The organism is Synechococcus sp. PCC 7502 (assembly GCF_000317085.1).
In the GTDB taxonomy this organism is placed as follows: Bacteria; Cyanobacteriota; Cyanobacteriia; order Pseudanabaenales; family Pseudanabaenaceae; genus PCC-7502.
The window spans coordinates 1,258,929-1,272,295 of the sequence record NC_019702.1; the positions used below are offsets into that span (position 1 = coordinate 1,258,929).

General features: G+C 41.3%; 11 protein-coding genes. 8 read left to right on the top strand and 3 right to left on the bottom strand.

Going from position 1 to position 13,367, the window contains the following annotated elements; genetic code table 11:
* Nucleotides 1-16: 16 nt before the first annotated feature.
* Nucleotides 17-1,402 (bottom strand): lysophospholipid acyltransferase family protein, encoded by a 1,386-nt coding sequence (locus SYN7502_RS06095; protein WP_015167995.1) that lies wholly within the window; start codon nucleotides 1,400-1,402, stop codon nucleotides 17-19.
* 194 nt (nucleotides 1,403-1,596) lie between these two features.
* Here SYN7502_RS06095 and SYN7502_RS06100 point away from each other — a divergent pair, with 194 nt between their 5' ends.
* The 4 genes from SYN7502_RS06100 to SYN7502_RS18185 all read left to right on the top strand — a co-directional run bounded on the left by SYN7502_RS06100 (nucleotide 1,597) and on the right by SYN7502_RS18185 (nucleotide 7,735).
* Nucleotides 1,597-2,199: a pentapeptide repeat-containing protein gene (locus tag SYN7502_RS06100; protein ID WP_015167996.1), complete on the top strand. Its 603-nt coding sequence runs from the start codon at nucleotides 1,597-1,599 to the stop codon at nucleotides 2,197-2,199.
* 39 nt (nucleotides 2,200-2,238) lie between these two features.
* On the top strand, nucleotides 2,239-3,381 hold the full coding sequence (locus SYN7502_RS06105) for a site-specific integrase (protein ID WP_015167997.1): 1,143 nt from the start codon (nucleotides 2,239-2,241) through the stop codon (nucleotides 3,379-3,381).
* Between the two features lie 33 nt (nucleotides 3,382-3,414).
* Nucleotides 3,415-4,644 carry a magnesium/cobalt transporter CorA gene (gene corA, locus SYN7502_RS06110; RefSeq protein ID WP_015167998.1) on the top strand — a complete coding sequence of 410 codons (1,230 nt, stop codon included), beginning with the start codon at nucleotides 3,415-3,417 and terminating at the stop codon, nucleotides 4,642-4,644.
* A 67-nt stretch (nucleotides 4,645-4,711) separates the two neighbouring features.
* Nucleotides 4,712-7,735, top strand: coding sequence for a PAS domain-containing hybrid sensor histidine kinase/response regulator (locus SYN7502_RS18185; protein WP_015167999.1), 3,024 nt, complete (start codon nucleotides 4,712-4,714; stop codon nucleotides 7,733-7,735).
* Between the two features lie 3 nt (nucleotides 7,736-7,738).
* Here the strand turns inward: SYN7502_RS18185 and SYN7502_RS06120 are convergent, their stop codons facing one another.
* The gene (locus SYN7502_RS06120; RefSeq protein WP_015168000.1) at nucleotides 7,739-8,719 is read right to left on the bottom strand and encodes an LCP family protein; all 981 of its coding nucleotides are present in this window, start codon (nucleotides 8,717-8,719) and stop codon (nucleotides 7,739-7,741) included.
* 136 nt (nucleotides 8,720-8,855) lie between these two features.
* On the opposite strand from SYN7502_RS06120, the gene SYN7502_RS06125 reads away from it, so the two are divergent.
* Together SYN7502_RS06125 and SYN7502_RS06130 are read left to right on the top strand one after the other, a co-directional pair.
* Nucleotides 8,856-9,062, top strand: a complete 207-nt coding sequence (locus SYN7502_RS06125) for a hypothetical protein (RefSeq protein WP_015168001.1) — start codon at nucleotides 8,856-8,858, stop codon at nucleotides 9,060-9,062.
* Between the two features lie 119 nt (nucleotides 9,063-9,181).
* A complete protein-coding gene (locus tag SYN7502_RS06130) occupies nucleotides 9,182-9,535 on the top strand; it encodes a HesB/IscA family protein (protein WP_015168002.1) in 354 nt (117 codons plus the stop codon).
* A gap of 143 nt (nucleotides 9,536-9,678) precedes the next feature.
* Here SYN7502_RS06130 and SYN7502_RS06135 read toward each other — a convergent pair whose 3' ends face one another.
* A complete protein-coding gene (locus SYN7502_RS06135; RefSeq protein ID WP_015168003.1) occupies nucleotides 9,679-10,218 on the bottom strand; it encodes a PFE-CTERM domain-containing protein in 540 nt (179 codons plus the stop codon).
* A 218-nt stretch (nucleotides 10,219-10,436) separates the two neighbouring features.
* Between SYN7502_RS06135 and SYN7502_RS06140 the strand changes: the two genes are divergently transcribed.
* Both SYN7502_RS06140 and SYN7502_RS06145 read left to right on the top strand, forming a co-directional pair.
* Complete coding sequence (locus tag SYN7502_RS06140; RefSeq protein WP_015168004.1) at nucleotides 10,437-12,458, top strand: NAD(P)H-quinone oxidoreductase subunit 5; 2,022 nt, start codon at nucleotides 10,437-10,439, stop codon at nucleotides 12,456-12,458.
* 94 nt (nucleotides 12,459-12,552) lie between these two features.
* Nucleotides 12,553-13,317, top strand: a complete 765-nt coding sequence (locus tag SYN7502_RS06145; protein WP_015168005.1) for a phosphodiesterase — start codon at nucleotides 12,553-12,555, stop codon at nucleotides 13,315-13,317.
* The last annotated feature ends 50 nt before the right edge of the window (nucleotides 13,318-13,367 follow it).

The window sequence follows — 13,367 nt, forward strand, 5'->3', positions numbered from 1 at the left end:
TTTTGTCTCTACGGGTTTAGTTCTGGATACTTGAAGGTTGAATTAATTTCTCTAAGGCAGTTTGGAGTTCGGCGGTTACGGTTGCCACACATTCTTTAGCATTTGCCCGACTGGATTGATATTTAGGAAAGTAATTACTGACAATAATGGGATCGCCTATGGATATATAACAGGATCGATCGCCAAGGTAGGGAAATTTACCAAAGGGTTGATTTTTAATCCGACTAAGCGATCGCCAAATTAGGAGTAATATCTCGGCAAATCTGGTGGGGCTGGGATGGGATTGCACATAGTTTCCCGTAATTGCCATTAAGCTTTCTGCCATTCTCAAATGCCAATGACTCATATTCGCTTCCTTTGCCAGTTGATTTGCAAATCCTTTCTCTAAAACGGAAAGCCTATCAAGATCAGAGCGAAAAATTCGATCCCATCCCGCTTGCTCTAGTCTTCTGGATCGGTCTATGATTGTACCTTTGCTTTTAATCCCAAAGTTAGCTTCAGCCACACCGAGAATTTGATCTAGTAGTTTTTGCAGGCGATCGCCAAATTCTGGATTTCCTGATTCCGAGCTTTGATTATTTTCCTGCTTAATATCTAGCCTAAGATAGCTTGGATAAAACTGCTGATAGTGCTTATGGACAAATTCTAATAAATATTCACCCAGTGCGTATAGTCTTGAATACCTCTCTTCGGATTGAATTGACGGCTTCTCTAATCCACATTCCTGTTCTAAATGAGTTAAAAGGTGATCAATTTTGACCCACGGATTGCCTAAATACTGATACTGAATGCCCACGGGTAAAATCACCACCTGTTCCTGTCGTCCTGCGGCGGCTAAATCTTCACAACCCCAAAATCCCATCTGGGCTACCCCCGGTTCAAGGGCAGATACCATTTCACTATGCCCATTGGTACCACCTTCGGGCGAGATGGCGATCGGATATTCTCCTTCGAGAAAAAATTTACGGATAGTCTGCAAGCCTTGGCGATCGAGCTTCCCCCGATAGATGGGAATCCCCCCTGTGCGAGGATAAAGATAAGCGACAATTTCACCCGCCCATAAAGGAATACCGCGATCATAGACATAGTAGGCTGAAAAGTTCTTAATTTTATTAATACCCGAAGTTGCTTGGGGTAGCGCGTATGCCAATAGATGAAACATGGCAAACTGATCATCGATAGTAGGATGGCGAAATGCCAAAATATACCTGACTTTACCTGCCTTAAATTCTGTAGTGGTTTGAATTAACTGCTCTAAGTTAGAAACCTCAATTTTTGCAACTTTACATTGATAACGTAGCCAATAGGGTAAAAGCGATCGCAGTCCTAGTAAAAGCCAATTATTTATCCTTGGAGCCAAAAACTCCATATCCGGTTGTACTTGATCTAAGGACTTGGGCATAATCAATCACTGTATATGTTTGATTATCCTAGAGCAAAATCAGTAGAAATATCTCTCTGGAAAATCTAGTTCAAAATCTAGGTGTATAATTTGATGCAACTTAACAACTCAGCTAAAACTTAGCATCCAAACCTAACTTCTGAAAGCACTTTACAATCAACCCCAATTGAAAAGCAAAATGAAAGAGTAAAAAGATGGAAAAAGATGAACTTGTAAAACGCTATAGAGAGGGAGAAAGAGAATTTGCGATCGCCGATTTTAGTGCGAAAGACCTCAGCCATATTGATCTGAGTGGTACTGATCTGGGGGGAGCAAATATGACTGGATGCAGTCTGAAAGGCGCAAATCTATCAAATTTCACGAATTTAAGCGGCGCAGATTTGCGGTTTGCTAATCTCAGTGGTGCCAACCTGCGAGATGCTGATCTAAGTGGAGCAGACTTGCGTAAAGCTAACTTAACCAATGCTGATCTTAGGCACGCAGAACTACGAGGCACTGATTTTAGGTGGGCAAATTTAGCAGGAGCGAAGCTAGGGCAGACAGATTTAGAAGATGCTGACTTTACCGAAGCGGACTTAACAGGAGCAGATTTAACGGGGGCGAGTTTACAAAATACCGAACTTTTGAAGGCTAACCTGCGGAGAGCCAACCTCATGGAAACTGATTTAACCACGGCAAACCTCACTGAATCTGATTTAACCGATGCCCAAACCTATGGTTCCCGCCGACCCAAATTAAGTGGTGACGAAAACATCACCTTTATTGATGGTACTAAGCAAAAACCAGCCTGGTGGTAGGCTCAAATTCATTACAGTTAATAAAAACTAATAAAATTAATGGAATTTGCAGAATATCTAATTCAAGCCAACCATAACTTCAAACTGGCTGGTGTGGGTTTACAGATTGAAGTGAGGGGTGAAAAACTTTATTTAAGAGGGATCCTTCCACCTAAACCAGATAGCGCCAGACTTCGTCCCCATCAACAACGACTTAATCTCCATGAAACTGCGAACTTGGCGGGGCTAAAACGGGCGGTGACGCAAACAAAACTGATCTGCGCTCAATTAATTCAAGGTACTTTTCAATGGCAGCACCACACTGAATTCTTTTCCCCTTTTCACTCCCACGGCTCTTCTTTGATCGATGCTATACCAAGATTTGAACAACACTTTTGGACAACTAGAAGTTCTAAAAACCCCGCCTCAGTCCAAACCACATGGCAAACTGCCTACGCTCCATACTTAGCCAAATTGCGAGCGATCGCCCAGCATAATTCCGTATTAAGTGATAGCGAACTGATCTACCAAGCGATTTTATCTACTACCCCCGATACCAGATCAAGGCAAATTTGCTGTACCACTTTTAAAAGCCTTGCGAAATTTGTGGGACTAACCCTACCCTTCGATCTGCAAAAATTGAGTGGCAAGTATAGCTATAAATCCCTCAAACCCAGAGAGCTACCCGATGACGAAACTATTCTTCAGTCCTACCACCTAATTCCTAATCCCCAGTGGCAATTTGTCTATGGAGTCATGGCTACCTTTGGACTGAGAAATCATGAGGTTTTTTTCTGTGATTACAGCACCCTTTCTCAACAACTCCGCAACCAACAAGCTACCGTCAGAGTCCAAGCATCAACTAAAACAGGCATCCACGAGGTTTGGGCATTTCCGCCAGAATGGATTGATCGGTTTGATCTAAGAGCAGAGAACTTGCCGCCCCTCAATCGAGATTTGACTAAAACCTCTTTGCAAAAAATCGGACAGCAGGTGACAAGGCAATTTCAACGCTATAAAATCCCCTTTTCTCCCTATAATCTCCGCCATGCTTGGGCAGTTAGGACTATTCATTATGGGCTTCCCGATGCGATCGCTGCTCAAATGATGGGACATTCCATAGCTATTCATACGCAAACCTATCACCGTTGGATTAGTCGCCGTGATCAACAACAGGCAGTGGATGCAGCTTTAAGCCATTAACTGTGCTTCAATTATGATTTCAATCGTGAAAAGGTGACCATAACACAAGCATTAGTTACAGCTATTGAATCAATCAACCCATCTAACTTTGCAAGCCCTTTAACTTTACTGAATATGCTCCACAATCACAATAAACCGATCCATGCTGAAGAATTAAACGAAGAGGATGAGTACGAGGACTTTGAATATACATACCATGAGCCGGGTAGCCCACCGGGAACTTTAGTAATTGATGAAGATTCCACAATTCCCAATATATTTTTAATTGATTACAACGCTGATAGTGCTGTTGGGATTCAGCTTGCTACTCCAGAAGAATGCGTTCCCTATTTAGATTCTCAATCAGTTTCTTGGGTTGATGTGCAAGGGCTGGGCTCGGAAGCGGTTTTACAAAGATTAGGAACTGTTTTTAGTTTACATCCCCTAGTTTTGGAAGATGTGGTAAATGTCCCCCAAAGACCGAAGGTGGAAGAATATGCCGATCAGCAGTTGATTATTGCCCAAATGGTATCTTTAAAGCCCGATGGCAAAGGATTTGTCAATGAGCAGGTTAGTTTTGTATTAGGAAAAAATTATCTGTTAACAGTACAAGAGGAACCAGAATCTGATACCTTTGAACCAGTGAGACAGCGTATTCATAATAATAGGGGCAATATTCGCCAACAGGGTGCAGATTATCTGCTTTATGCTCTGTTTGATACGGTAATTGATGGGTTTTTCCCAGTGCTAGAAGATTATGGCGAACGGCTAGAAGAACTTGAAGATGAAGTGGTGGAGCATCCTAGTCAAGCAACTTTGGATAAGATTCACAAAATTAAAAGGGAACTGTTACTCCTACGTCGGGCAATTTGGCCCCAGAGAGATGCCATTAATGCCTTAATTAGAGATGGTAGTAATTTGATTAGTCCTCCGATTTATATCTATCTGCGGGATTGTTATGACCATGCGGTGCAGATTATTGATATGGTGGAAACCTACCGAGAACTGGCTTCTAACTTAATGGATGTCTATTTATCTTCCATTAGTAATCGCATGAATGAGGTGATGAAGGTTTTAACCGTGATTTCCACGATTTTTATTCCTTTGACTTTTATTGTGGGCGTATATGGCATGAACTTTGATACGGCAGTGGTTGGTAATATGCCCGAACTGAAAATACCCTATGGTTATACCTATTGTTGGGTGGGAATGTTAGCGATCGCCCTATCCTTACTTTTCTATTTCTGGCGCAGAGGCTGGCTATTTAGCTCTAATCTCAAATAAATCTTAAACTTTGGTCTGATTCTGGTACCAAGCATTAAAATGGAGAGGCTTGTGACCAACTGTGCTTATGAATTCCGATCTGTCTTATCTTTATAGGAGCGATTTTAACAGCCATGATTGGTATCAATATATTGCTGAAACTGTAGCTGAAGGAATTTGGATTGTTAATCAGGATGTCGAAATTACCTTTGTTAATCAGAAACTAGCAAAACTTTTGGGCTATTCCTCGGATGAAATGTTGGGAAAGTCTCTGTTTGGCTTTATGGATATGGAGGCAATGGCGATCGCCGACCAAGAATTTCAACGCAGATTGGAAGCGAGTCCCGCCGAGATTAGAAGCGAGTATGATTTTAAGTTTGTTTGTAAAGATGGCAGAGGTTTATGGGCGATCGTAATTACTAAACCTCTATTTGAACAAATTGATCAAACCTCTAGCTATATTGGCTCCCTTGGTATGATCACTAATGTCACACGGCGCAGACAAGGCGAAGAAATAATTAGAGAACGGGAGGAATATTATCGACTTTTGGCAGAAAATTCTACAGATATGGTTTCCTGTCATGGGGCAGATACCACTTTTGTTTATGTCTCCAGTATGTGCTTGAGTTTAACTGGCTATGGGGCAACGGAATTACTAAACCGCCGAATTTTAGACTTTATTCATCCTGAAGATCAGCTTAAGGTGCAATTGGCGCATAGGGTGACCCTAAAACATATTGGCATGGTTAACCGTATAACCTTTCGCTTTGCCCAGAAAAATGGCAACTATATCTGGCTAGAAATGACAAAGAGAGGATTCGTAGAGTCAGGCGAAATCAAGGTAATCTGCTCATCCCGTGACATTCAGCAACGCAAAGAAACTGAACAGGCATTGGAAACAACTAATTCTCGCTTAAATTTAGCATTGTCAACCAGTGCGATCGGAACTTGGGAGTGGGATGTTTTATCTGGGGAAGTGATTTGTTCTGAGCGTACCAAGGAAATATTTGGATATGAATTAAATGAAACTAAGCAAAACTATTTGACTTTTAAGAATTTTATGCGATCTGTGCATCGAGACGATCGCTATTATGTAAGGACTGCCTTCAGCCATGCTTTGCGCTATCATACCAATTATCAAGTTGAGTTTAGAGTTATCAAAAATGACGGTAAGTTAATTTGGATTGATGGCAGGGGGCAGGTGTATTGTGATCGTAGTAATCAGCTAATATTGGTAATCGGAGTGGCAATTGATATTACTAAGCGCAAGGAAACGGAGCAAGAAATTAAGCGTCAACTGCAAAAGGAATTATTACTCCGCCAGATTACTGAACAGATTCGCTTTAAGTTTGATCTCAGTCAGATTTTTGACACTACGGTAAAACAACTAGGCGAAGTATTTAATGTTAGCCGTTGTTTAGTGCATACCTTTGAGTTTGAGCCTGAACCCTTAATTCGGGTTGTGGATGAGTATGTGCAATCGGGCTATGATCCAATATTGGGTAGTGTAATTCCCCTTAAAAATAATCCCCATGCCACTGAAGTTATGAGTTCAGATCGGGCATTGGCGATCAATGATGTTTTTAATGATCCAAGCTTAAGTAATCACAATGATTTTTGCCGAGAAATTAATTTAAAGTCAGTGTTAGTGGCACGCACTTCCTATCAAGGAAAACCCAATGGCATGATTTGTTTACACCAGTGCGATCGCTTTAGACATTGGACAGAGGAAGAAGTAGAGCTATTAGAGGCAGTAGCGGCACCCGTGGGAATTGCGATCGCCCAGGCACAAATGCTGGAAACCGAAAAATCACAAAAACTCCAACTCACAGCCCAGAACCAGAGTTTACAAGAATCCCAACAGGCAGCAGAGTCAGCTAATCAGGCAAAAAGTGAATTCTTGGCAATGATGAGTCATGAAATTCGGACTCCCATGAATGCCGTAATTGGCATTACGGAATTACTCTTAAATTCAGACCTAAGTGAACAGGATAAAGAACATTTGGAGATGATCCGTCTGGGGGGGCAATCTTTAATCACAATTATTAATGATATTCTTGATTTTTCTAAAATTGAATCCAATAAGCTGGAACTAGAGGAAAATCCCCTTAATCTTTACGAGTGCATTACTAATGTTGTGGAATTGCTAAAACCCGCAGCGATCACCAAGTCTCTAAATTTAATTTTGGATATTGATCCCCAAGTGCCAACCATAATTAATGGAGATAGCACCCGAATTAAGCAAATTTTAACTAACCTGCTCAGTAATGCCATTAAATTTACCCAAGTGGGGGAAGTAAAAATAACGGTAACTGCCACGCAGATTTTAGGGCAGAAAAATTTATATGAAATTCTATTCACAATCAAAGATACAGGTATAGGTATTCCTAGCCACCTAATGCCTCGCCTATTTAAACCCTTTAGCCAAGTTGATGCCTCTACCACACGACAGCATGGCGGTACTGGACTGGGTTTAGCAATTAGTAAAAAACTTTGCGAAATGATGGGGGGGAAAATGTGGGTACTCAGTCGTAGTTTAGAGGATATAAGCACTGATCTAAGCACGATTGAATGTCTAGCAGGAGATACGCCCGATCATTTTCTACCCATGTGTCCTTTAGAGGTTGGATCAACTTTTCAGTTTACCCTTGGGGCAGCTTCTCTATCTAGCCTGAAATCTGCGCCTATGTCACAATTGTTATCAACTCAGGTAAATTTTATCGATCCACCCTTAGCAGCAAGCCTGCCCCTCAATATTCTGCTGGTTGAAGATAATGTGGTTAATCAGAAGGTGGCAATCAGAATCTTAAAACGGATGGGATACAGTGCTGATCTCGCTGAAAATGGCTTAGAGGCGATCGCTACTCTGCAAAAATCTAGCTATGATGTCGTATTTATGGATATTCAAATGCCAGAGATGGACGGACTAGCGGCAACTAAGGAAATTAGAAAACTGTGGAAGTCAGCTACTTCTCCTTACATTATTGCTATGACTGCCAATGCCATGATCGGCGATCGCGAGATATGTCTGGATGCGGGCATGAATGATTATGTAAGTAAGCCCATATCTATTGAAAAGATTGGTAATGCTCTAGCGCAAATCCATTTATAAGAACTAATTACTAACAAACTTACCTGAAATTGCTTGATTAATATCATTTTCATCCACTAACCAATACAAAGCATCAAATTGATAGGGTTCGCTGGGGATACCACCTAAAGACTCAGTGTGAATTTGCTCAGATTTAAGACTAATACTAAAAAGAGCGATCGCCATAATTTCATCATTACTTAAATTTGTGTCAGTATGTTTTTGGATAACACTAATTAATTCTGGAAGCCTAATTAAGGTCAGAGGATTAGCCATTTTAGCTTTTAGTGCCTGTAACAACATTTGCTGCCGTTTAATCCTGCCAATATCTCCTAACTCATCGTGACGAAACCGAATAAAGCCTTCAGCTTGCTTCCCATTTAGGGTTTGCAGTCCAGGTTGTAAGTCTATGGTGAGCTTTTGGGTTTTATCCTCATATTTCATAGACTTAGGTACATCTATGTCCACGCCGCCGATCGCATCAATAACTTCATCTAATCCAGAGCTATCTACCCTGATATAACGATCAATTTTTACCCCATTTAATTTTTGTTGGACTGTGGAAATAGCTAATTTTGCGCCCCCATAAACATTGGCAGCATTGATTTTGGCATAGCCATAGTTGGGAATCCTCACCCTCGTATCCCTAGGAATTGACAGGATATTAGTGCGGCGATCGCTATTGTCAAACCTGACCAGCAGCATCGTATCACTCCGACTATTAAAACCATCAGCCCCATCAATACCCATGATTAGAACTTGGTAAGGCTGAGTAAGTTTATGCCCCAAACCTTCAGCAAATACCTCTTGGGGATTTCTACCTGAAACTAATCCACCCCAATCAAAATTTTGCAATGGGACAATCTGCGCCAAGCCAATACCCAACCCAACGGCGGTCAGAGTTGTCAGACCTATAAAAATCTTACCGAGAGAAATTACACGAAAAATTAAAGGGCGCGATCGCAATTTAGATAACCTAGAAATTTTGTCGTTATTATCATCCACTATTGTTAAATAATTTGGTTAGCAAGCTTGATAGTTCAAAACTAATTTTTCTAAACCCTAGCGGTAAAAGTAAGGAAATTTCCAGAACAGATATAATGTGAAGTGTAAATTACTAATCTTAAAATATCTTAAAACTATGAGTTGCCCAAAGCGATCGCTCCTATATACAGCCATCAAAAGCCACAGAGACTTCCATTTCAAAACAGGTTTAATTTCTGATAAGGTTGTCCGCCTATTTGGAGTCCATAAATGTCCCCTAACAAGTCCTTTATATAAACTGGCAAAAGTTGCAGGATATGCCAATGTCGCCGCCGCTAGTATTGCCCTCGTAGTTCTAGAATAGTTTTGATAACGATTAATTAAATTGATCAGGATTTAAGGGGTGGGATTAAGTCTCGCCTCTATAATTAAATATCTAAAGACTAAAAAAGATTAAAGATAAGTAGCCCCAAACATAGACCTATGATTACCCTTACTGATTCAGCGATCGCCAGAGTTAAAAACCTCCAAAATCAACGTGGTACCACTGCCCCTTTGCGTGTAGGAATTAAACAAGGTGGATGTTCTGGTCTTTCCTACATGATGGATTTTCCCCAAGAACTAGAAGCTCAAGATCAGGAATATGACTGCAACGGCGTTAAAATTGTGATCAATAATACCTATCTTCCTCAATTGCAAGGCATGGAGCTAGACTATACCGAAGACCTCATGGGCGGTGGATTTCGTTTTCGTAACCCAAATGCTAGTAAGTCCTGTAGCTGTGGTACCTCTTTTGCTACTCCCAAGGAAATTGGCGCACCTGTAGCTTGTAGTTAAATCACTTTCAAAAATCTAACTTAAAAATCTAAGTTGAAACCCTAACTCGTCAGGAGACTCGGGCTATGCTTACACTAAAAAATAACCCAAGCCTGAGCCTGAGTTTGATTAGTTATTTTGATGGAGTTATGAACTTAATTAAACTACTTTTTCTTTATTAACTTACCACTCAGCTTTTTCGCCACCAGCACCCCACCTAAAACACCCAAACCTAACACTGGATTAAACTCAAAGGGAACAGCCGCAGCGATCGGGGTAAAAGTTGTTTGACCAGAAATTGTGAACCAACTAGCAGGTGGAACATTAGAAGTAAGCGCTGCAGAAAACCCACCATATCCACCAAAAAAGAGTGGGTTGGTGAAACCTGAATCAGAGTAAAAGGCACTAGCGAAGGTAACATTACCCCCTGCATCTACGGTAAAACCAGATCCTGCATTAAAATTATTAAAAACAGTACCTTCAAGCAGACCAGTGGGTGTATTAGTCACCGTAGCCGTAATACCTGGACCTGGGTTACTCCCAATTACTAGTCCACTAATCGTCCCTTTTACCACGTATGGATTGGCACCCGCTGGTCCAAATGTAGGTGTAAACGACCAATTAAACGCCAGAGCATGGACAGGGGCAGCAACAAAAACAGTACCAACGGTTAAAGCAGAAGCAGTCAAAAAAGATTTGAGCATAGAGTTTAATCCAAAGTCTAACTAACTCTACTCCTCCCCATTTATTCCTGTCAAGTGCTTACTACATCTGAGTTTTAGATGTTTTTAAGGTCAAATTTTATGATTTCAAAACCGTTTTGGATTTAGCAGAAATAGAAAGATAGCCTTAATTAATACCGAGCTTTAATTCCATAAGGCTTACAATCATCTACAGTGGAGAGTTAATAAATCTACAAACTATGGACTTCGCATATCAATACGCTTGGCTAGTACCTGTACTGCCTCTGACCGCCGCTTTTATTATTGGCACTGGGCTAATTACCTTCAACAAAAAAACCAACAAACTCCGTCAGTCTTCATCAATTCTGAGTGTTTCAGCGATCGGTGCAGCGATGGTGATTGCCTTTGGCATTTTGTGGAGTCAAATTCAGGGACATGAACCTTATCTGTGGACATTTGAATGGGCAAGTGCTGGCAGTTTTCACCTGAGTATGGGCATCATTATCGACCAGTTAACCGCCCTAATGCTGGTAATCGTGACTACGGTATCTTTTCTGGTACAAATTTATACCGATGGCTACATGGCACATGATCCAAGCTATCCCAGATTTTATGCCTACCTGAGCTTGTTTAGTTTTTCCATGCTAGGGCTAGTGATCAGTCCAAACATAGTCCAAATTTATATCTTCTGGGAATTAGTGGGGATGTGTTCCTACCTGCTAATTGGCTTTTGGTACGATCGCAAAGGGGCAGCCGATGCTTGTCAAAAGGCATTTGTCGTTAACCGTGTCGGTGACTTTGGCTTGCTTTTAGGAATTTTAGGTTTATATTGGGCAACAGGTTCCTTTGGCTTTGAAGAAATTGGGGCGCAATTAAAGGCTTTAGTAGAATCAGGTGCTATTAGTAGCTTCTTGGCAGGACTATTGGCAATTTTAGTATTTCTTGGACCTGCGGCAAAATCAGCCCAGTTTCCTCTGCATGTGTGGCTACCCGATGCGATGGAAGGACCGACCCCAATATCCGCTCTGATTCATGCGGCGACGATGGTGGCTGCTGGGGTATTTTTAGTAGCACGGATGTTCCCTGTATTTGAGCATTTACCCTTTGTCATGAATGCGATCGCATGGACTGGAGCATTTACGGCATTTTTAGGGGCAACGATCGCTATTACCCAAAACGATATTAAAAAGGGATTAGCTTACTCAACTATTTCCCAACTGGGCTACATGGTAATGGCAATGGGCGTAGGAGCATACAGTGCAGGGATTTTTCACCTCATGACCCATGCTTACTTTAAGGCAATGATGTTCTTAGGCTCTGGCTCCGTAATTCATGGCATGGAAGAAGTGGTAGGACATAACCCCTTTGTTGCCCAAGATATGCGGTTGATGGGTGGTTTACGCAAGTATATGCCGATTACCTCTGTCACTTTTTTAATTGGGACTTTAGCGATTTCGGGTGTACCTCCGTTTGCAGGGTTTTGGTCAAAGGATGAAATTCTCGCTTCAGCGTTCACTGCGAATCCAGCTCTATGGTTCATTGGTTGGCTCACGGCGGGGATCACTGCATTTTATATGTTTCGGATGTATTTCAGTACCTTTGAAGGGGAATTTAAAGGCACAAATGCTGCCCTAATTGCTCAAGTTAAAGCTGAGAATACGCCTAAGGGAATTGTGGTGGAGGGAGACTTTGGACACCATGCCCATAAACCCCATGAATCTCCTCTATCAATGACTTTTCCGTTGATGGCATTGGCAGTGCCTTCAATTTTAGTCGGGCTTGTTGGTACTCCCTTTGCCAATTACTTTGAAGCTTTTATCCATGCACCGGGTGAAGTTGTGAAAGCGGTAGAAGGTTTTGAGGCTTTACCTAAAGAGGAAATGACAGAGTTTTTGATTATGGGTGGTTCTAGCGTTGGTATTGGCTTAATCGGCATTAGTTTGGCAATCTTGATGTACTTACAAGGTAAAATTTCGGCGGCGGCGATCGCTAAGTCAATTCAGCCTTTATACCTGTTTTCTAAAAATAAATGGTACATCGATGAAATCTATGATGCGGTATTTGTGCAGGGTTCCCGCCGCCTTGCCCGTCAGGTCTTAGAAGTAGATTCCAAGGTTGTGGATGGGGCTGTAAACCTTGCTGGGTTTGTGACGCTATTAACAGGTGAATCTTTAAAATACTTTGAGAACGGTAAAACTCAGTTCTATGCTCTAGTTATTTTTATTGGCGTGCTGGGGCTGGTAATTGCCTCTAGTGTTTAGAATTAATTTCTAGGCTGGATGTGAAAAATAGAATCGGGAGGGCAATGCTCTCCTTTTTATTTTTTTACTTGTTTATTAATTTAAATCAAAAATCATGGCATTTACCATTGCTCAAATTACAGATACCCATCTTGTGCCGTATTCTGGTTCACATTTGTATGGATTTCCTACCGATCGCTCCTTAGCAGCAGTTTTAGCAGAGGTTAAACGGTTAGCTCCCGATTATTTATTATTTACAGGTGATCTGGCAGATGCGGGAGAATATTCGGCATACGAAAAGTTAGTTGAATTAGTCACTCCTCTAAATATTCCTAGTGTGTGGATCGGTGGCAACCATGACCTAATCGATCGCTTGGAAGTAACGCTTAGTCAACCACCTTTTGATCCCCGTAAATCATTAGAACTAGGAGGATGGCGGATCATTTTACTTAGTTCTGTAATTACTGATAAATGCACAGCCCAAGGAGAATTAGGCACCCAAGCCCTCGAATGGTTAAAATCTGAATTGCAAACCTATTCCGATCAACCCACATTAATTGCTTTGCATCATCATCCTGTTCCTTCTGGACTGGAAAAAATGGATGCTTTGGGATTACAGTCTCCCGAAAATTTCTTTAAGGCGATCGCCCCGTTTGATCAAGTTCGATTAGTTGTATTTGGGCATATTCACCACGATCTACATCACATTCAAGATCAAGTTAATTACTATGGTTGTCCTTCTACCTGTGTACAGTTTATAAACCCAAATTTAGAAACTGCTGAGAACCCAGAACTTAAATTGCCCGGCTTTCGTTTACTTTCACTATTCCTAGATGGAACTTTTGAAACCCAGATTCATCGGATAAAATTCACAAGTTAAACTGCTCTTAAATTAATCAGGAAACTTGACAGGTATGATGATGTTGCAAC